Source organism: Pseudomonas mosselii (assembly GCF_019823065.1).
GTDB classification, from domain to species: Bacteria; Pseudomonadota; Gammaproteobacteria; order Pseudomonadales; family Pseudomonadaceae; genus Aquipseudomonas; species Aquipseudomonas mosselii.
Genome location: NZ_CP081966.1, coordinates 4,250,349 through 4,270,070 on the forward strand (window position 1 = coordinate 4,250,349; position 19,722 = coordinate 4,270,070).

A 19,722-nucleotide genomic window follows, 5' to 3' on the forward strand; every position below is an offset into this window, starting at 1 on the left:
GGCCCAGGTCAGTGAGCGAAGATCGAGCCACCCTCCTTGCCCGCCAGTTTCTCCGGCTTGATCAGGAACCGCGCCAGCGCCGGCAGCAGCCACAGGGCGCCGAACATGTTCCACAGCAGCATGAAGGTCAGCATCAGGCCCATGTCGGCCTGGAACTTGATGGCCGAGAAGATCCAGGTGCACACGCCGATGGCCAGGCACAGGCCGGTGAACAGCACCGCCTTGCCGGTGGAACGCAGGGTCTCGTAGTAGGCCTCCTGCAACGGCAGGCCGGCACGCAGGAAGCTCTCCAGGCGGCTGTAGATGTAGATGCCGTAGTCCACGCCGATGCCCACGCCCAGCGCCACCACTGGCAACGTGGCAACCTTCACGCCGATGCCCATGAACGCCATCAAAGCGTTGCCCAGCACCGAGGTCAGCACCAGCGGCAGGACGATGCACAGCGTCGCGGCGAACGAGCGGAAGGTGATCATGCACATCACCGCCACGCAGATATAGACCAGGATGAGGATGGTCAGCTCGGCCGACTTGATCACCTCGTTGGTGGCCGCCTCGATGCCGGCGTTACCCGCCGCCAGGAGGAACTGCAGGCCTTCCTTGTTGTGGCTGTCGGCAAAGGCCTTGGCCGCGGCGGTGACCCGCTCCAGGGTCTCGGCCTTGTGGTCGTTGAGGAACACCAGCACCGGCGCCAGCGAGCAGTCGGCGTTGTACAGGCCGTCGGCGCGGGCGATGGAGTTGTTGAGGATGTCCGGGTTACGCGACAGGGTCTCCCATTTCAGGCTGCCCTCGTTCATGCCCTTGATGACCTGTTTCGACACGGTCACCAGGGAGATGGTCGACTGCACCCCCGGGGTGTTGTCCATGGTCCACATCAACTCGTCGATCGGCGCCATGGTCGAGTGGATCGAGCAGCTCTCGGCCGGGGTCTTGACCATGATCACCAGCACGTCGGAACTGGTCGAGTAGTTGCTGATGATGAAGCTGTTGTCCTGGTTGTAGCGCGAGTCCGGGCGCAGCTCCGGCGCGCCCTGGTCGAGGTCGCCGATCTTCAGGTTCTGGCTGTACCAGAGGCCGCCGACGAAGGCCAGCAGCGCCAGTACCACCGACACCGGCGCTACCTTGGCACTGGCGAAGTTGGACAACAGGCGCCAGAACGGGTGCTCGCGGGTGGCGTCCTTCTTGCTGCGGGCGATGGCCTTCTGGCTGATGCCGACGTAGCTGATCGCCACCGGCAGCAGGATCAGGTTGGTGAAGACGATCACCGCCACGCCGATCGAGGCGCCGATGGCCAGCTCGCGGATCACCCCGATGTCGATGATCAGCAAGGTGATGAAGCCCACGGCGTCGGCGAGGATGGCGATCATCCCCGGCAGGAACAACTGGCGGAAGGTGCGCCGCGCCGCGGTCAGGGCGTTGTCGGCGTCGCTGGACTGCAGGGCGATGCCGTTGATCTTCTGCACCCCGTGCGAGATGCCGATGGCGAAAATCAGGAACGGCACCAGCATCGAGTACGGGTCCAGGCCAAAGCCCACCGCATGCATCAACCCCAACTGCCAGACCACCGCCACCAGGGTGGTGATGAGCACGGCGATGGTGCTGCGGATGCACCAGGTGAACCAGTACAACAGCGCCCAGGTAATCACCAGCGCCACGCCGAAGAACATCGCCACCATCACCAGGCCGTCGATCAGGTCGCCGACCTTCTTGGCGAAGCCGACGATATGGATCTTAACGTTGGGGTTCTGCGCCTGGAACTTGTCGCGGATCTTCTCTTCCAGCTGGTGCGAGAACTGCTGGTAGTCGAGCTTGACCTGGCGCCCCGGGTCCTGCGGGTCGGGGTAGCTTTCCAGCAGCGGGATGTCGATGATGCTGGACTTGAAGTTGTTGGCCACCAGGCGCCCGACCTGGCCGGACTTGAGCACGTTGTCGCGCAGCGTGTCGAGGCTGTCCTGGGAGCCGTTGTAGGTGTTGGGAATCACCTCGCCGCCGGAAAAGCCTTCTTCGGTGACCTCGCTCCAGCGCACGCTGGGGCTCCACAGCGACTTGAGGCCGGCGCGGTCGACGCCGGGGATGTAGAACACCTCGTCATGGATCTGACGCAGGGTCTCCATATAGTCCTTGTCGAAGATGTCACCCTTGGTCGACTCCACCGACACACGCACGGTGTTGCCGAGGTTGGCCAGGTCGTTGCGGTGCTCGAGCATCTGTTCGATGAACGGATGTTGCAGCGGAATCATCTTCTCGAAGCTGGTGGACGGGCGAATCTGCGTGGCCTGCCAGAACAGGAAGATGCTCACCAGCACGCAGATGGCGATGACAATGGGACGGTTGTTGAAGATCAGGCGTTCCAGCAGGGTGGCCTTGTCCTTGTGCTGCATGTCGAAACTCTCCCGGCTGGTCATGGACGCGCCTCCTGGGTACCGTCGGCCGAGGCCAGGTGCACGCCCCCTTGCCCGACCAGCAGCAGACCGCCACCGCCCAGGCCGCTGACGCCCGACAGGGCGATGCGATCGGCGCGGTTGCGCACGCTGAAAGTCTGCCCGTCATCATGGCTGCGCAGCACGCTGCCGCCGTTGCCGACCAGCACCAGGCTGCCGTCTTCGAGAAGCGTAGCGCTTGCCAGGCCGAATTCGAGCGGGCCGCGCTCGGCCTTGAGCTCGATCGGCTGCCAGCTGTCGCCGAAGTCGGTGGAGCGGAACAGGTTGCCGCGCAGACCGAAGGCCAGCAGGGTGTTGGGCTGGGCGGTGCCGATCACGCCGAACAGCGAGCCCTCGTAGGGGCCTTGGACCTTGGTCCAGCTCTGGCCGGCGTCGCTGGAGCGAAACATGCCGCCCTGCTCGCCGACGATGAACAGGCCGGCGTCCTTCACCAGAGTGATGGCGTTGAGGTGCAACTGGTCGGGGTTGTCCAGACGCTCGGCGACATCCTGCCAGTGCTGGCCGCCATCGAGGGTTTCCAGCAAGGCACCGTAGGCGCCCACGGCGAAGCCGTGCTGCGGGTCGAGGAAACGCACATCGAGCAAGGGGGCTTCGCGGGACAGGTCTTCGAACTGCTTGCTCCAGGTCGCGCCGCCGTCGCTGCTGGCGAGGATCTGCGCGTCATGGCCGACGGCCCAGCCGCGCTTGTCGTCGAGGAAGAACACGGCGGTGAGCAGTTGCCGGGTGGGGACCCGGGCCTGGGTCCAGGTCTTGCCCTGGTCGTCGGAGAACAGGATGTGGCCGCGATCACCGACCACCACCAGGCGCTGCCCGGCGTGGGTGGCGCCGATCAGCAGGCTCTGGCTGGCCTTGGCCGACTCCACCGAGTATTCCTCGACGGCCACCGCCGCCAGGACATGCCCGGAACCGATCCCCAGCGTCAGCGCCAGCATAGCGCTGGCCGCCAGGCTGTAGCGTGCCCTTGGCCGCTCTCTCATGACTGCCCCCTGTTGTGTTCTTGTGGTGGGTCAATCTATTGCCAGGCACTGCGAAAACCCTGTTCCAGAGCCCTGGAATAGCTTCGAGCCATCGTATCGGGGTTGTTCGGCGAAACACAACGAGCGGGACGTTATGTTTTGTTAACCACGAGAACAATTGGGGCCGCCTTGCGTCGCGATGGGCTGCGCAGCAGCCCCAATGTCTACCAGGCTTACGCCAGGCTCTTGCTCACCACCTCGTACACATCGCTGGACAGCGCCCCGGACGCGAGAATCCGCTCCAGCTCGCCCTTCATCAGCGCCTGGCGCTTGTCGTCGTACTTGCGCCAGCGGGTCAGCGGGGCGAGTTGACGCGAGGCGATCTGCGGGTTCAGCGCGTTGAGCTCGATCACCAGGTCCGCCAGGAAGCGGTACCCCGAACCATCGGCGGCGTGGAAGTTGACCAGGTTCTGACCGGCGAAGGCACCGACCAGCGCGCGCACCTTGTTCGGGTTCTTCAGGGTGAAGGCCGGGTGCTGCATCAACGCCTGGACCCGCGCCAGGCCACCCGGCAGGGTGCTGGCCGCCTGTACGCTGAACCACTGGTCCATGACCAGCGGGTTGTCCTTGAAGTGCTCGGCGAAGGCTTCCAGCGCCTTGGCCCGCTCGGCCTCGAACGGCGAATTGACCAGCACCGCCAGGGCGGTGAGGCGCTCGGTCATGTTGTCGCAGTGCTCGAACTGTTCCAGGGTCGCCTCGAGCACCGGCGCCTTGGCGGTCAGCATCAGGTACGACAGGGCGATGTTCTGCAGGCTGCGGCGGGCGAAATGCTCGGCCGAGGCCACATAGGCGGTCTTGCGCGAGACCTCGCGGTTGGCCTGGTAGCGCGCCCACAGGGCGTCGAACAGCTGCTCGGCGATCTGCTGGCGGGCGAACTCGCGGGCGGCGTGGATCGCATCGACATCGGCCACCTGGCTGATCTCGATGAGGTACGCCTCGCCCGGCAGCGAAAGCATCTCGGCGACCATGGCCGGGTCCAGCGCCTGATTGCCGAGCACGGTGCCCAATGCAGTGATCAGGCGCTGGTCGAGCGTGAGCGCTTCGCCCCGCTGGTGCTGGCCGATCAGCTCCTGCAGCACCTGTACCGACAGCTGCTGGCCCGCTTCCCAGCGGTTGAAGCCGTCGCTGTCGTGCTGCATGAGGAACATCAGCTGGTCACGGTCGTACGGGAAGCTCAGCTTGACCGGCGCGCTGAAGCCGCGCAGCAGCGACGGCAGCGGCTTGGCCTTGATCCCCTCGAAGGTGAAGGTCTGCTCGGCCTCGGTCACCGACAGCACGCGGCTGCTGCCGACGGCCTGCGCCTCGCCCACCAGGCGCAGCGGCAGGTCGTTGCCTTCGGCGTCCAGCAGGCCCAGGGCCACCGGGATCACGAACGGCAGTTTCTCGACCTTGTCCGGGGTCTGCGGGCAGCTCTGGCGGAAGGTCAGGCTGTAGGTCTGCGCGGCGGCGTCATAGGCCTCGCTGACTTCCAGGCGCGGCGTGCCGGCCTGGCTGTACCAGCGCTTGAACTGGGTCAGGTCGACGCCGTTGGCGTCTTCCATGGCCTTGATGAAGTCGTCGGTGGTCACCGCCTGACCGTCGTGACGCTCGAAGTACAGGTCGCTGCCCTTGCGGAAGCTCTCGGCGCCCAGCAGGGTATGGACCATGCCCACGACCTCGGCGCCCTTCTCGTACACGGTCAGGGTGTAGAAGTTGGAGATCTCGATGAAGCTCGCCGGGCGCACCGGGTGGGCCATGGGGCCGGCATCCTCGGCGAACTGGTGGGTGCGCAGGTAGGCGACATCCTCGATGCGCTTGACCGTGCGCGAGTTCATGTCGGCGCTGAACTCGGCGTCGCGGTACACCGTGAAGCCTTCCTTGAGCGACAGCTGGAACCAGTCGCGGCAGGTCACGCGGTTGCCCGACCAGTTGTGGAAGTACTCGTGGGCGACCACGCCCTCGACCCGCTGGTGGGCGGCATCGGTGGCGGTCTCGGCGCGGGCCAGCACGCAGCTGGAGTTGAAGATGTTCAGGCCCTTGTTTTCCATGGCGCCCATGTTGAAGTCGTTGACCGCGACGATCATGAAGATGTCCAGGTCATACTCACGACCGTAGACTTCCTCGTCCCAGCGCATGGACTTCTTCAGGCTGACCATGGCGTGGTCGCACTTGTCGAGGTTTTCCGGCTCGACGTAGATGCGCAGGGTCACGTCGCGGCCTGACTGGCGAACGAACGTGTCTTCCTTGCACCAGAGGTCACCGGCCACCAGCGCGAACAGGTAGGCCGGCTTCTTGAACGGGTCTTCCCAGGTCGCCCAGTGGCGGCCGTCCTCGCCCGGGCCGCTGCCGACCGGGTTGCCGTTGGACAACAGCACCGGGTAGCGATGCTGCTCGGCGATCACCGTGGTGGTGAAGGTGCTCATCACGTCGGGGCGGTCGAGGTAGTAGGTGATCTTGCGAAAGCCCTCGGCCTCGCACTGGGTGCAGAACATCTTGCCGGACTTGTACAGGCCTTCCAGCGCGGTGTTGCTCTCCGGGTGGATCTTCACGCTGGTGTCCAGGGTGAAGCGCTCGCCCTTCGGCTGCACGGTGAGGCTGTCGTCGTCGAGCTGGTAGTCGTTGGCGTCCAGCGCCTGGTCGTCCAGCTGCACGCTCAGCAGTTCCAGGTGCTGGCCATCGAGCACCAGCGGCGGCAGGCCGGCGCCGCGCTCGGGGTTGCGGCGCATGACCAGCTGTGCATGGACCAGGCTGTGGTCCTCGAACAGTTCGAAGGTCAGGTGGGTCTCGTCGATCAGGTACTCGGGGGCCTGATAGTCCTTGAGGTAGATCACTTGCGGTTGTTCGGTACGCATGGTGACGATCCTTTTACTGGAGCACGGCCAGCTGGTAGGCCGTGTACTTGCGAATATTGATCACGCCGGTGTCGAAGATCAGGTACTGGCCCTTGATGCCCAACAGCGTGCCTTCCACGACCGGGTCCTTGTCGAGGTTGAAGCTGACGATCTTTTTCGGGTAGGCCTCGACCGGGTAGCGCATCTGCACCACCTCGGCGTCGGGCAGCGGCTGGATGGCCTGCAACCCGAAGCGCTCCTGCAGGCCGCGAATGCCGTCGGCGCAGGCGTCGAAGATCTGTTCGCGGATGGCCGGCAGGTCGAGTACCTCGGCATCGCCCTTGAGCAGCGCGCGCCAGTTGGTGCGGTCCGGTACCTGGCTGCGCAGCACGTCCTCGACCAGCCCGGATTGCTGGCGGGTGGCCACGCGCATGATCGGCAGCGCCTGGCTGGCGCCCTGGTCGAGCCAGCGGGTGGGCAGCTGGGTGGCGCGGGTGATGCCGACCTTGATGCCCGACGAGTTGGCCAGGTACACCACGTGGTCGGTCATGCAGAACTGCTCGCCCCACGAAGGCTCGCGGCAGGTGCCTGCGTCGTAGTGGCATTTCTCCGGGGCCATGATGCACACATCGCACTGGGCCAGCTTGGTCATGCACGGGTAGCAGTATCCCTGGCTGAAACTGGTCTTGGTGCGTTTGCCGCAATGGGTGCAATGGATCGCCCCGAGGTATTCCAGACGGATCGACTGGCCGATCAGCGGATTGACCGGCACCTCGGCGTCATCCAGGCGGAAACTGTATTGAACGACCGGTGCGTCCAGGCGTACCGCCATCTTGCTCAAAGAGCCACGAGCGAGTTCGATCAATGTACCGAGTCCGACTTGAACAGGATGTTGGCGATCGGCGCCGACTTCGAGGCGCACTCCTGCGGGCCCATGTAGCCGGTACGCTGCTCTTCGGGGAGGTTCTTCATCTCCCAGGCGATCACCGCCTGCAGTGACAGTTCCTTCTGTTCGGCGGTCAGCTTGCGGCCGTCGGACCATTTGCCGATCTCCACGGCCGTCTTCAGGCTCTCGTAGATCTCGGGGGTGATGTTTTCGATCATTTGCGCGAAAGTGGACATGCTGTCTCCTCAGTCAGGCGGACAGTTTACGCCGGGCCAGCGCGCCACCCAAGAGCCCTGTAAGGCATCCGATGAGCAACCCGCCGACATGAGCGGCGTTGGCGATCTGGCCGAAGCCGAGCTGCCCGACCACGCCGCTCAGGCAGATCACCAGCCAGATCAGCATCATCACCAGAACGCCTTTGGGCAGGTTGAACTGCGGATTGGGCGCCAGCCACTGGTACAGCCAGACATGCCCGAGCAAGCCGTAGAGCACCCCGGACAAGCCACCGAACAGGCTCGGGCCGCTGGTGAAATGCTGGGCCAGGTTGGACACCAGGCTGAACAGCAAGGTCAGGCCCAACAGCATCCACGGGCCCTGGCGCAGCTCGATGCGCTTGCCCAGCTCCCAATACCACAGGCCGTTCATTGCCAGGTGCAGCACGCCGAAGTGCAGCAGCATCGGCGACACCAGGCGCCACAACTGGCCTTCGGCCAGCCCCTGGAGCAACGGGGTGAAGTACAGGTAGTCGCCCTGCACCTTGAACGACAGGAAGGTGAACCAGCCGATGGTCGAGAGGTTGTCGCCCAGGCCGGTCACGGCGGCGACCACCACGCTCAGGATCAGTATCGCGGCGGTGACCTTGCAGGCCAGGACCTGCTCCTTCAGCGAAGGCTGCGCCGGAGCGACTTCCACGGGTTCGGGCATTGCCTGCAGATCGGCATTGCCGTCCGGGAAACGCCGGTACAACTCGAGCACATCCCCGGCCATGGCCGGCGGCGCCCACAGCACCTGTTCCTCGCCCTCCTCCACCACCCGGTGCGGCACCTGCAGGCGGCGCAGCAAGGCGACGAAACCGCTCAGGTCGACCGCCAACGGCAGGCGCAGTACTTCGATCACGTTCATTGGCTGGCCTGCGGACGGTCGACGTCGACCCAGACGAACTTGTGCGGGTCGATGCGCGTTTCATCATCCAGGCGGTAGGCCGCCAGCTTGCCGTAGAGCACGGCGCTGTAGTCCAGGCAGGCCAGGTTGGCGCGAATCGGCGCCGGACGTCCGCTGCGCCAGTAGTGGCCAACGAATAGCAGTGGCTCGTCCTCGTCGTAGCGCAGCAGGGCGTTCTTCTGACTGTGGCTGAGGGGCGTGCGGGCCACCTCGTCGGGTAGCGCGTCGGGCTGGAAGACGATGTCGCCGTAGGTCTGCGGGTCTTCCTCCCAGAACTTGGTGCGGAAGAAAGCGCGGGTCAGGCCGTCGCCGCCGGTAAGCGTCAGGCCGTCCGGCAGCCGCATGTCGGTACCGCGCAGCAGGCGGTTGCACACCGTGGCAGCGAAACTGCCGGACACCGCAGACGCCTGCACAAAGTGCTCGTCGATGCGGCCCGTGGGGTACTGCTGGCGCAGCGGCTCGATCAGCCGAGGGTCCCAGCAGGCGTGCACCAGGCGGAAGCGCCCGGCGTCGACGAACAGCGGCAGTTCATAGAACCACTGGATGAAATCGTGCCAGTCGCCGGGGTGCTGGGCGAACTGGGTGAGGGTCTCGTCGATCAGCCGGGCATGGCGCGGGGTGTGCTCGCGCACGAAGGCCTTGCCACTGCCGGGCAGTGCCGGGGTGACCCAGCCCAGGGCGTTGTACTCGTGGTTGCCCATGATGCAGAAGGCTTGGCCGGCCTCGACCATGTCGTGGACGATGTGCAGCGCCTCGCGGATGCGCGGGCCACGGTCGACGATGTCGCCGAGGAACAGCGCCTGGCGCCGAGGGTGTCGCCAGACCCCGCCGACACGCTTGTAGCCGAGCGCGTCGAGCAAGCGTTCGAGGGTGAGCGCACAGCCGTGCACGTCACCGATGATGTCGAAACTGCGCGCCGGATCAAGCATCAGTCGTCCCTGCCGCCCAGGCGGCTGCCCCAGCCGAGCTTGGTGCGGCAGACCTCGTAGTAGTTGTGGTCCAGCGGATGGATCAGGCGCAGCTTCTGCGGCTTCTTGCTCACCGTGATGGTGTCGCCGGGGGCGCAGGTGAAGTGGTTCTGCCCGTCACAGGAGACCTGCGGGTAAATCTGCAGGTCCTTGGATACGACGATCTTCAGTTCGCTGTTGCCGTCCACCACGATCGGCCGGCCCGACAGGGTGTGCGGGTACATCGGCACGATGACGATGGCGTCGAGCTTGGGGTGCATGATCGGGCCGCCGGCCGACAGCGCGTAGGCGGTTGAGCCGGTCGGGGTGGCGACGATCAGGCCGTCGGCCTTCTGGCTGCAGACGAACTGGCCGTCGATGTAGATCTCGAACTCGATCATTCGCGTCGACTTGCCCGGGTGCAGCACCACATCGTTCAGCGCATCGCCTTGGCCGATGGCCTCGTGGTGACGGCGCACCTCGGCCTGCAGCAGGAAGCGGTTCTCCACCAGATAGTGGCCGTCGAGCACCTCGGCGACCTTCTCTTCCAGCTCGTCGGGGCGGATGTCGGTGAGAAAACCCAGGTTGCCGCGGTTGATGCCCAGCACCGGGATGTTGTGCCGGGCCAGGGCGCGGGCAGCGCCAAGCAGGCTGCCGTCGCCGCCGACCACGATAACCAGGTCGCAGACCTCGCCCAGCAGCTTGCGCGTGGAGGTCTGCAGGCCGTGGCCGGGCAGGACTTCGGCGATGGTGTCCTCGAGGATCACGTGCAGGTGGCGCTCGAGGAGGAATTTTTTCAGTCGGCGAATGGTATCGAGCACCTGTGAGCTGCCAAGGCGTCCGATGATACCGATATTGCGAAATTGCTCCATGGTGCTCCTGCAAAGCTCTGCGGCGGGGGTGACAATGCCGGGATTATGGGCGAAAGGACCGGCCAGCGGCAAACCGGCTATGCTCGCTGGATGATGCCCTTCGCCGATCTCGAGTCCCTGCCCCGCCAGCTGCGCCACCCTGCCGTGCGCGACCTGGCCTGGGCGTTGCTGTCGCCACCGCTGCTGGCCCAGGCCGGCTGCCCCCAGCGCCACCCGCTGCAGGGCAGCGCCTGGGCCGATGATCCACAGCGTCTTGGCCACTGGCTCGCGGCGCTCGACCTGGCGCCCACGCCGCTGCTGAGCTGGCTGACACGCCTGAACAGCCGGCGGCTGGGCTTGTACTACGAAAGCCTGTGGCAGTTCGCCCTGCAGCAGGCGCCAGGCATCGAGCTGCTGGCGGCCAACCTGGCAATCCGCGACGGCGGGCGCACCCTGGGTGAACTCGACCTGTTGCTGCGCGACCGTGACGGCGATCATCATCTGGAACTGGCCATCAAGCTCTACCTGGGCCCACCCGTCGACGATGGCCAGGACCCCGCGCACTGGCTCGGCCCCGGCTGCCATGACCGCCTCGGCACCAAGCTGGCGCACCTGGCCGGTCATCAACTGAGGATCTCCGGTCAGCCGCATAGCCGCGAAGCGCTGGCTGGCCTGGGTATCGCCGAAGTTCAGGCGCACCTGTGGCTCGGCGGTTATCTGTTCTATCCCTGGCCCGGACATGCCGAGGCGCCTTTGGGTGCTCATCCGACGCATTTGCGCGGGCGCTGGCTGCATCGGCGGGATTGGGCGGATTACCTCGAGCACTGCCCCCTCGGACGCTGGCAACCGTTATCCCGGCAGGGGTGGCTGGCTCCGGCGCGGGTTGAAGCAGACCGTTGCTGGGCGGCCGAGCAGTTCGACAGCTGGTTGCTAGGACTGGATGAAGTGGCTCCGGCGCAGTTGCTGGTCAGGCTTGAAGAGGTTGGAGACGGTGCCTGGCACGAAGCCGAGCGGCTGTTCCTGGTGGCAGACAGCTGGCCACACCTTACGGGGTGATGACCGTGTAGCACGAGACATTCTTGCCTGCCCATATCAACACATTTTTTACACCGCACCGTTACGATGACAGCCAGGCGCCAGCAAGAGCGCCCTTTCCAACCTGATGACGAGGACTCACCATGGATTCATCCACCCCCGCAGCCCATTACGCGCGGCTGTCGATCGCCCTGCACTGGCTGATGCTGGTGCTGCTGGCCGCTGTCTACGCCTGCATCGAGCTGCGCGGCCTGTTTCCCAAGGGCAGCGCCGAACGCGACCTGATGAAAGACCTGCACTTCATGCTTGGGCTGACGGTGTTCGTGCTGGTCTGGCTGCGTCTGGCCCTGCGCCTGTCGCGCCCCACGCCGCCAATCGTACCCAGGCCGCCGGCCTGGCAGACAGGCCTGTCGCACCTGGTGCACCTGCTGCTGTACCTGATGATGATCGGCCTGCCGCTGGCCGGCTGGGCGATCCTCAGCGCCGCTGACAAGCCGATCCCGTTCTATGGCCTGGAGCTGCCAGCCATCGTCGCTCCGGATCCGGACCTGAGCAAGTTCATCAAGGGCTGGCACGAGCGTATCGGCAGCTGGGGCTACTGGCTGATCGGCCTGCACGCGCTGGCTGGGCTCTATCACCACTATGTGCGGCGCGACAACACGCTGCTGCGCATGCTGCCCTACAAATAGCCGCGTCGTCCCTGCAGGCCTCCGGTGTGCAGGAACACCAGGCGGGTGCCGGGGGCGAAACGCCCGGCCTCGACCTGGTCGCGCAGGGCCAGCAGGGCCTTGCCGGTGTAGAGCGCTTCCAGCGGCATGCCGGTTTGCCGTTCGGTGTCGGCGATGAACGCCAGCAGTGCATCGTCGATACGGGCAAAGCCGCCACGGCTGGCGTCGTGCAGATCGTAGCCCTGCACGCCCGCCAATGACACGACGGTCTCTGGCACGCCGTGGTCAAACGGCACGGCGAGAGCGCCATGAACGGCATGCCTGCCCGCCTCTTCCAGCACCAGCCCCGCCAGGGTGGTGCCGGTTCCCGCTGCCAGCCACCAGACGTCGTAGTCGGCCCAGCCGAGCGTTGCCAGTTGCGCCCGGCACTGCTCGATGATCAACCCGCAGCCCTGGGCACCAGCCAGGCCGCCACCGCCTTCGGGAATGCAGTGCCAGCCTGGGTACCGGGCCTGCCAGGGCTGCCAGAAGCCGGGTTCATGGCGGGCGCGGTAGCCGCCGAAACCGAGCCAGTGCAGTTCCATGCCCAGAGCTCGCAGGTCCTGTACCGTCGGTGTTTCCTGGGGGTGGCCACGCAGCAGGCCGGCGGTGGCGAAGCCGAAGCGCTTGCCGGCGGCCGCCAGGGCATGGAGATGGTTGGAATGGTTGCCGCCCAGGCTTATCAGGCCCGGGGCATTGGCCGTGCGGGCCTGGAGCAGGTGATGACGCAGCTTGAACCATTTGTTGCCGCTGATCAGTGGGTCGATCAGGTCCAGGCGCAGGACCGCGGCGTTGATTCTCGCGTGGCATAACCAAGGCAGGTCCAGGCGATGCAGAGGGGCTTGGGGGAGTGAATAATCAGACATGAAGGCAGTTTATCTGATCGCGCAGATGCAGACGTGCTGCTCGTTGCCATTGCCGTTGCCGTTGCCGTTGCCGTTACCGTTGCCGTTGCCGTTGCCGTTGCCGTTGCCGTTGCCGATCAAGAGTCTAGCGCCATAGCCCGCTAGCGACAGCTGCGTCAGCCCAGGCGCCGCCCGTACCTCCTAAGGTCGCAATTGGTGGCGCCTGAACTATTGCGCACTTAGAAGCAACAGCAAGATCAAGATCAAGATCAAGATCAAGAAGTGCGAAGTGGTAGTTAGCCGATTGGCAATAAAGAAACGAGCTTGACCCTATTACGTGCAAACCCGCTTCTACAAGTCATGTATAACTTCTTGTAGGAACGGGCTTGCACGAAATCAAAACAGACTTTAACGCGCTGGCGCGAGTTTGCCCTTGTCATCGGAGAAGACGATCTCGACCCGACGATTCTGCGCCCTGCCCCGCTCCGAGGCATTAGCCTCCACCGGATACTGGTCGCCATAACCCTCGACCTGAATACGCTTCTCATCTACCCCCAGATCGACCAGCATATCGGCGACCGACTGGGCGCGATCACGGGACAGCTTGAGGTTCTCTTCCGCAGCGCCAGTGCTATCGGTGTATCCCTCGATCCGCACCACCCGCCGTGGATTGAGCTGAAGGAACTGCACCAGCTTCAGTACAGTACGGCTGGCAGAATTCTTCAGGTCGGCCTGGCCGGTATCGAACAGCACGTCACCCAGAGTCATCACCAGGCCACGATCCGTCTGCTCCGACGCCAGCGCGACAATCTGCGCCTCGACGAACTTGCCCTGCTGCTGGACGCTGGCCAACTTGGCCTCGCGCAGCGCCAACTGCAGGCGCTGGCGCTCCAGATCAAGCTTGGCCAGACGCTCCTGGTTCAACGCCAGTTTGGCGTGCTCGCTGGCAATCTCGCTGTAGCGCTGGCTCAGGTAGGCGTAATGACGCACATCGCTGCCGGTGCCGACATAGCCAGCCAGACGCTCCGCGCGCGCCAACGACTCGCCGGCGCGGATCACATCGCGAGGTGCGCTGCGCAGCACATCGGAATCGTCCTTGACCTTCTGGAACGCGGCACTGGCGTCGTCCAACGCCGACTCGCTGCGCTGGCTGGCACAACCCTGCAAACCGACCAGGGCCAGCAAGGCCAAGGCCGCCATGGGCTTGAGGCGCTTCATGGCTGCGCCTCCAGTTGCTTGCGCAGGCGCTTGATCCGTGACTGCATCACCTGCAGCTGCTCCTCGCTCTTCTGGTTCAGCACCCGCGCCTCGGCCAGGCGCGCATCGAGCTCGGCCTGCTCGGCGCGCATGCGCGCATCGCGATGGCTTTCGCCGAGCATGTTGCTCTTGGCCCGGGCCAGCTTGTCTTCGGCCAACTTGAACTCCGGTACCTGCTCATTGGCGCCGACCGCCTTGGCCTGCTCCAACGCCTGTTCCGACAGGCGCAGCTGTTCATTGGGTGCCGGGTCGTTGGCACAGCCGGCCAGGCCAAGCACGGCCAGGGCGAGCATCAAGGGTTGGATTCTCACTCACGCTTCCTACTGTTTGGGGGCACCCTGCGACGCCTGCATCTGCGCCTTCCAACGCTCGACATTGCGCTGCAGCACAGCCTCGCTCGCCCCGGAGACCGGCAATTCTGTCAGTTTTTTCGCCAGTTGTCCGCGCAACCAGCTGTCGTTGCACGCCGAGTTGTGCGAGACCGCCAGGTACAGCCCCGGACGGTCCACCGGCAAACCCCGGGCGATGAGGTCGTTGCCCACGCCCAGGCTCTGCGCCATGGCCATGCCCGCGTAGCGCCCGGCCAATACATAATCGACCTGGCCGAGCACCAGCTTCTGGAAGGCCTGCGTCAGGTTTTGCGCCGGCTCCAGCTTGAGCTGGGACTTGGCGAAGGCATCGAAGGCCGGGGTCAGGCGGGCCTTCTCGGACAGCGCGCCACGGTACTGGGCGAGGTCTGCCGGGCCCTCGAACACCAATGTGGCGTCGTGGCGGGTCCAGACCAGGTACTCGTTGAGCTGCAAGGCCGGATGGATGTAGTCCAGGCTGGTCAGCTGGGTGACCTGCATCGGCGTGTCGAGCAGCAGGTCCATACGCCCGCTACGCACTTCCTCCAGGGCCTGCTCGCGCTTGCCTGCGTGCAGCACCTCGATCTTCACCCCAAGCTCGGCCGCCACCTGGCGCAGCAGGTCGACATTGGCGCCAATCAGGTGTTTCGGGTCCTGCGGGTCCTGCCAGGAGTACGGCGGCGCATCCGGGCTGCCGGTGGCGACCAGGCGCTCGCACTTGCCCACCGCCAAGGCCTGCGTCGACAGCAGCGCCAGCACGCAGGCCAGCCCTCCCTTGCTCCAGCGAAACGCCATGCAACCTCTCCCCGCCCCTGAAAAAACCATGAAAAAACCCGGACCGCCAAGGGCGGGCCGGGTTCTTTATAAGTGAAGCAGGCGGATCAGACCAGCTTTTCCAGCTCCGGAACCGCTTCGAACAGGTCGGCGACCAGGCCGTAGTCGGCGACCTGGAAGATCGGCGCCTCTTCGTCCTTGTTGATCGCGACGATCACTTTCGAGTCCTTCATGCCGGCCAGGTGCTGGATCGCGCCGGAGATACCGACGGCGATGTACAGCTGCGGCGCGACGATCTTGCCGGTCTGGCCGACCTGCATGTCGTTCGGCACGAAGCCTGCGTCAACCGCCGCGCGCGAGGCGCCGACAGCGGCGCCGAGCTTGTCGGCCAGGGCGTACAGGTGCTTGAAGTTGTCACCGTTGCCCATGCCGCGTCCGCCGGAAACGACGATCTTGGCGGCGGTCAGTTCAGGACGGTCGGACTTGGCCAGCTCTTCGCCAACGAAGGCCGACTTGCCGGCGTCATGGGCGGCAGCGACGGCTTCGACAGCGGCCGAACCACCTTCGGCGGCCACGGCGTCGAAGCCGGTGGTACGCACGGTGATGACCTTGACCGCAGCGCTCGATTGCACGGTGGCAATGGCGTTACCGGCATAGATCGGACGCTTGAAAGTGTCGGCGGATTCAACGGCGATGATCTCGGAGATCTGGTCGACGTCCAGCAGCGCGGCAACGCGCGGCAGGATGTTCTTGCCATTGGTGGTGGCCGGGGCCAGCACGTGGCTGTAACCCTTGGCCAGTTCGACCAGCAGCGGCGCGACGTTTTCCGGCAGGGCGTGGGCGTAGGCGGCGTTATCGGCAACCAGCACCTTGGCTACGCCGGCGATCTTGGCGGCGGACTCGGCGACGCCACCGACGTTCTGGCCGGCGACCAGCACGTGGATATCACCACCGATCTTGGCGGCAGCGGCGACAGTGTTCAGGGTGGCCGGGGCTACGGCACCGTTCTCGTGTTCAGCGACAACCAGGATAGTCATTTAGATTACCTTCGCTTCGTTCTTCAGCTTCTCGACCAGTTCGGCCACCGACTTGACCTTGATACCAGCGCTGCGGGCGGCAGGCGCTTCGACCTTGAGGGTCTTGTTGGTGGAGGCGATGGACACGCCCAGCGCGTCTGGAGTGATGGTCTCCAGCGGCTTCTTCTTGGCCTTCATGATGTTCGGCAGCGACGCGTAGCGCGGCTCGTTCAGGCGCAGGTCGGTGGTGACGATGGCAGGCAGGTTCAGCGCGACGGTCTGCAGGCCGCCATCGATTTCACGGGTGACATTGACCTTGTCGCCAGCGACTTCGACCTTGGAGGCGAAGGTGCCCTGGGCGAAGCCGGTCAGCGCGGCGAGCATCTGGCCGGTCTGGTTGTTGTCGCTATCAATGGCCTGCTTGCCGAGGATGACCAGTTGCGGCTGCTCCTTGTCGACAACAGCTTTCAGCGCCTTGGCCACGGCCAGGGAATTCAGTTCGTCAGCGGCCTCGACCAGGATGGCGCGGTCGGCGCCCAGGGCCAGGGCGGTACGCAGTTGCTCCTGTGCGGCGGTCGGGCCGATGGAGACGACGACGATTTCGCTCGCCACGCCCTTCTCTTTCAGGCGGACGGCTTCTTCCACGGCGATTTCGCAGAAGGGGTTCATGGACATCTTGACGTTTGCAAGGTCGACGCCGGAGTTGTCCGCCTTGACGCGAACCTTGACGTTGTAGTCGACCACTCGTTTGACAGCTACAAGAACCTTCATGGATTCCTCGTTACTCTCCGGTGAAAAGAAGATCGCCTGGGGACTGCCCGGCGAATGCGCGTGGGTACAAGGGCACCTCTAAAAACGTTCCGACGCCGACAAAGCTCAATTGACCGATCAGTCCTGTTTCGACCCTTGCGGGTAAAACCCACGGGTCATTTTCTGTCGTGGCGTGTAGACTCCACTACAAAACCTGATTCGGCCCGTAAACCCTGCTCCACGCCTGGTCTTTAGGGGTGCACCTGCGCCCGACGGTCAGCCTACGGCGAACGCGAAAGCGCTCGTATCTTGACCGTAACACCCAATCCGGTCAATACGGCAAATTGGCCAGCCTCCAGCCGCCCACCTGCGATTCTACGGGCCTTCGGCAAATTCAAACAAACGTTTGTATTGGACCCGCCAAGTGGTGTAGATATAATGCGCGGCCAAGACAAAACGGTGTAGTCCATCACCTGCGAAGCTACAGCCTCTGCACGCCGCACGTGACCGTGAACACCCATAAAAGACAAGCAACGCGATGAGCCTTGAGTAGGAGAGAACCTGTGGAACGCGAATACATGGAATTCGACGTGGTCATCGTCGGCGCAGGCCCGGCGGGTCTGTCCGCCGCCTGCCGCCTGAAGCAGAAGGCCGCCGAAGCCGGTAGCGAGATCAGCGTCTGCGTGGTCGAGAAAGGCTCCGAAGTCGGCGCCCACATCCTCTCCGGCGCGGTGTTCGAGCCGCGCGCCCTGAACGAACTGTTCCCCGACTGGAAAGACCTCGGCGCGCCGCTGAACACCGAAGTGAAGCGCGACGACATCTATGTGCTGAAAAGTGCCGACAGCTCGACCAAGGTTCCCGACCTGTTCGTGCCCAAGACCATGCACAACCAGGGCAACTACATCATCTCCCTGGGCAACCTGTGCCGCTGGCTGGCCCAGCAGGCCGAGAACCTGGGCGTCGAGATCTACCCGGGCTTCGCCGCCCAGGAAGCGCTGTTCGATGAGAACGGCGTGGTCCGCGGCATCGTCACCGGCGACCTGGGTGTCGACCGTGAAGGCCAGCCGAAGGACGGCCTGTACACGCCGGGCATGGAACTGCGCGCCAAGTACACCCTGTTCGCCGAGGGCTGCCGTGGCCATATCGGCAAGCAGCTGATCAAGCGCTTCGACCTGGACAACGAATCCGACGCCCAGCACTACGGCATCGGCCTCAAGGAAATCTGGGAAATCGACCCGGCCAAGCATGAGCAGGGCTTGGTGGTGCACACCGCCGGCTGGCCGCTGGACGTGATGAGCGCCGAGAACACCGGTGGCTCCTTCCTTTATCACCTGGAGAACAACCAGGTGGTGGTCGGCCTGATCGTCGACCTGTCCTACTCCAACCCGTACCTGTCGCCGTTCGACGAGTTCCAGCGCCTCAAGCACCACCCGGTGATGGCCCAGTACCTCGAAGGCGGCAAGCGCATCAGCTACGGCGCCCGCGCCATCTGCAAAGGCGGCCTGAACTCGCTGCCGAAGATGGTCTTCAATGGCGGCGCACTGATCGGCTGCGATCTGGGCACCCTGAACTTCTCCAAGATCAAGGGCAGCCACACCGCGATGAAATCCGGCATGCTCGCCGCCGAGGCGGTGGCTGACGCATTGATCGCCGGCAGCGAAGGCGGCGACCAGCTCAACGGCTATGTCAGCGCCTTCAAGGCCAGCTGGCTGTATGAAGAGCTGTTCGCCAGCCGCAACTTCGGCCCGGCCCTGCACAAGTTCGGCCCGTTGCTCGGTGGCGCGTTCAACTACATCGACCAGAACTGGTTCGGCGGCAAGCTGCCGTTCACCCTGCATGACACCAAGCCGGACTACGCCTGCCTCAAGCTCGCCGCCGACTCGAAAAAGATCGACTACCCGAAACCGGACGGCAAGCTCAGCTTCGACAAGCTCAGCTCGGTATTCCTCTCCAGCACCAACCATGAAGAGGAGCAACCCTGCCACCTGAAGCTGACCGATCCGAATATCCCGATCGCCAGCAACCTGCCACTGTACGACGAGCCGGCACAGCGCTACTGCCCGGCCGGCGTGTACGAAGTGGTCACCCAGGAAGACGGCAACAAGCGTTTCCAGATCAACGCGCAGAACTGCGTGCACTGCAAGACCTGCGACATCAAGGACCCGGCCCAGAACATCACCTGGGTCTCCCCTGAAGGCGCTGGCGGGCCGAACTACCCGAACATGTAAGCCCTGCCCTTGCGGTAAGCAAAAGCCCCCTGGCCGTGCGGCCAGGGGGCTTTTTCATGGTCGCTGATCTCGAGCACAAGACCTGCCCTGAAGTGCCATTGACCGGTCGTCCGTTTATAGGACTGTCAGATCGGAGGTCATAGCCAGATTAGCCTTCTAGTCCACTGCCAGGAAGTCCTGACCATGGGTGAGCATGAACGAAATCTCACTGGGTAGGCCATGCCCCGGAGCCTGATCGCCACTCCTGCCATCCAGTGTTTTCAATAGGGAGAAATCGACCGTCTGCTGGCGTTGCGCACTGTCAGTCAAGAGCACGGCATGGCTGCTGGCGGTCAACTGGATACGGCTGATGTGGCGAAAGTCATGCAGCAGGTGCACGCCGGTCAGTTGCTTGCCATCACCGTAGACCACCATCCAGGCCTGATCAGGGTGCAGGCGGGACTCCAGCACGCAGGCCAGGCTGCGGCCCCAGCGGATCACCGGCGTTCTGGCTTGATCATCCGGTTTCGTGCTGGCGGGATTGGCAGCCGAAAAGCTCATCTGTGGCGGAAACGCAGGCAGCTGGGCCCGCGTCATCCAAGTGATGCTGAAACTGGACATGCATATTTCTCCTGACTGTATGAACGAATGGTCCATCAACGATCAGTCGAAATT

18 protein-coding genes are annotated in these 19,722 nt (G+C 64.4%); 3 read left to right on the forward strand and 15 right to left on the reverse strand.

Annotated features, from left to right (window positions below):
* Window positions 1-8 precede the first annotated feature (8 nt).
* The 8 genes from K5H97_RS19705 to K5H97_RS19740 form a co-directional block, all read right to left on the reverse strand.
* Window positions 9-2,402, reverse strand: coding sequence for an efflux RND transporter permease subunit (locus K5H97_RS19705; protein WP_028692918.1), 2,394 nt, complete (start codon window positions 2,400-2,402; stop codon window positions 9-11).
* The gene (locus K5H97_RS19710; protein ID WP_028692917.1) at window positions 2,399-3,415 is read right to left on the reverse strand and encodes a WD40/YVTN/BNR-like repeat-containing protein; all 1,017 of its coding nucleotides are present in this window, start codon (window positions 3,413-3,415) and stop codon (window positions 2,399-2,401) included. Before K5H97_RS19710 ends, K5H97_RS19705 begins: the two co-directional genes overlap by 4 nt.
* Window positions 3,416-3,627: 212 nt before the next feature.
* Window positions 3,628-6,285, reverse strand: a complete 2,658-nt coding sequence (gene pepN, locus K5H97_RS19715; RefSeq protein WP_028692916.1) for an aminopeptidase N — start codon at window positions 6,283-6,285, stop codon at window positions 3,628-3,630.
* 13 nt (window positions 6,286-6,298) lie between these two features.
* A complete protein-coding gene (locus K5H97_RS19720) occupies window positions 6,299-7,129 on the reverse strand; it encodes a DUF2797 domain-containing protein (RefSeq protein WP_028692915.1) in 831 nt (276 codons plus the stop codon).
* Window positions 7,126-7,386: a YeaC family protein gene (locus K5H97_RS19725; RefSeq protein WP_011532970.1), complete on the reverse strand. Its 261-nt coding sequence runs from the start codon at window positions 7,384-7,386 to the stop codon at window positions 7,126-7,128. Before K5H97_RS19725 ends, K5H97_RS19720 begins: the two co-directional genes overlap by 4 nt.
* Window positions 7,387-7,399: 13 nt before the next feature.
* Window positions 7,400-8,272, reverse strand: coding sequence for a rhomboid family intramembrane serine protease (locus K5H97_RS19730; protein ID WP_028692914.1), 873 nt, complete (start codon window positions 8,270-8,272; stop codon window positions 7,400-7,402).
* A complete protein-coding gene (locus K5H97_RS19735) occupies window positions 8,269-9,240 on the reverse strand; it encodes a metallophosphoesterase (protein WP_028692913.1) in 972 nt (323 codons plus the stop codon). Before K5H97_RS19735 ends, K5H97_RS19730 begins: the two co-directional genes overlap by 4 nt.
* Entirely contained in the window at window positions 9,240-10,130 is an 891-nt protein-coding gene (locus K5H97_RS19740) for an NAD(+) kinase (protein WP_023632574.1), read from the reverse strand. Before K5H97_RS19740 ends, K5H97_RS19735 begins: the two co-directional genes overlap by 1 nt.
* A gap of 45 nt (window positions 10,131-10,175) precedes the next feature.
* Between K5H97_RS19740 and K5H97_RS19745 the strand changes: the two genes are divergently transcribed.
* Complete coding sequence (locus K5H97_RS19745) at window positions 10,176-11,165, forward strand: DUF1853 family protein (RefSeq protein ID WP_028692912.1); 990 nt, start codon at window positions 10,176-10,178, stop codon at window positions 11,163-11,165.
* A 122-nt stretch (window positions 11,166-11,287) separates the two neighbouring features.
* On the forward strand, window positions 11,288-11,833 hold the full coding sequence (locus K5H97_RS19750; RefSeq protein ID WP_028692911.1) for a cytochrome b: 546 nt from the start codon (window positions 11,288-11,290) through the stop codon (window positions 11,831-11,833).
* On the opposite strand, the gene K5H97_RS19755 is transcribed toward K5H97_RS19750, so the two are convergent.
* The 6 genes from K5H97_RS19755 to K5H97_RS19780 form a co-directional block, all read right to left on the reverse strand.
* Window positions 11,824-12,717 carry a 1-aminocyclopropane-1-carboxylate deaminase/D-cysteine desulfhydrase gene (locus tag K5H97_RS19755; protein ID WP_028692910.1) on the reverse strand — a complete coding sequence of 298 codons (894 nt, stop codon included), beginning with the start codon at window positions 12,715-12,717 and terminating at the stop codon, window positions 11,824-11,826. The two genes, K5H97_RS19750 and K5H97_RS19755, sit on opposite strands and share 10 nt — an antisense overlap.
* Window positions 12,718-13,104: 387 nt before the next feature.
* On the reverse strand, window positions 13,105-13,914 hold the full coding sequence (locus K5H97_RS19760) for an OmpA family protein (protein WP_028692909.1): 810 nt from the start codon (window positions 13,912-13,914) through the stop codon (window positions 13,105-13,107).
* On the reverse strand, window positions 13,911-14,264 hold the full coding sequence (locus tag K5H97_RS19765; RefSeq protein WP_028692908.1) for a DUF4398 domain-containing protein: 354 nt from the start codon (window positions 14,262-14,264) through the stop codon (window positions 13,911-13,913). Before K5H97_RS19765 ends, K5H97_RS19760 begins: the two co-directional genes overlap by 4 nt.
* A 9-nt stretch (window positions 14,265-14,273) precedes the next feature.
* Window positions 14,274-15,095 (reverse strand): substrate-binding periplasmic protein, encoded by an 822-nt coding sequence (locus K5H97_RS19770; RefSeq protein WP_028692907.1) that lies wholly within the window; start codon window positions 15,093-15,095, stop codon window positions 14,274-14,276.
* Between the two features lie 86 nt (window positions 15,096-15,181).
* The gene (locus K5H97_RS19775; RefSeq protein WP_028692906.1) at window positions 15,182-16,111 is read right to left on the reverse strand and encodes an electron transfer flavoprotein subunit alpha/FixB family protein; all 930 of its coding nucleotides are present in this window, start codon (window positions 16,109-16,111) and stop codon (window positions 15,182-15,184) included.
* Complete coding sequence (locus K5H97_RS19780; RefSeq protein ID WP_028692905.1) at window positions 16,112-16,861, reverse strand: electron transfer flavoprotein subunit beta/FixA family protein; 750 nt, start codon at window positions 16,859-16,861, stop codon at window positions 16,112-16,114.
* 542 nt (window positions 16,862-17,403) lie between these two features.
* On the opposite strand from K5H97_RS19780, the gene K5H97_RS19785 reads away from it, so the two are divergent.
* Entirely contained in the window at window positions 17,404-19,068 is a 1,665-nt protein-coding gene (locus tag K5H97_RS19785; RefSeq protein ID WP_028692904.1) for an electron transfer flavoprotein-ubiquinone oxidoreductase, read from the forward strand.
* A 156-nt stretch (window positions 19,069-19,224) separates the two neighbouring features.
* On the opposite strand, the gene K5H97_RS19790 is transcribed toward K5H97_RS19785, so the two are convergent.
* Window positions 19,225-19,668: a hypothetical protein gene (locus K5H97_RS19790; protein WP_028692903.1), complete on the reverse strand. Its 444-nt coding sequence runs from the start codon at window positions 19,666-19,668 to the stop codon at window positions 19,225-19,227.
* Window positions 19,669-19,722 lie beyond the last annotated feature (54 nt).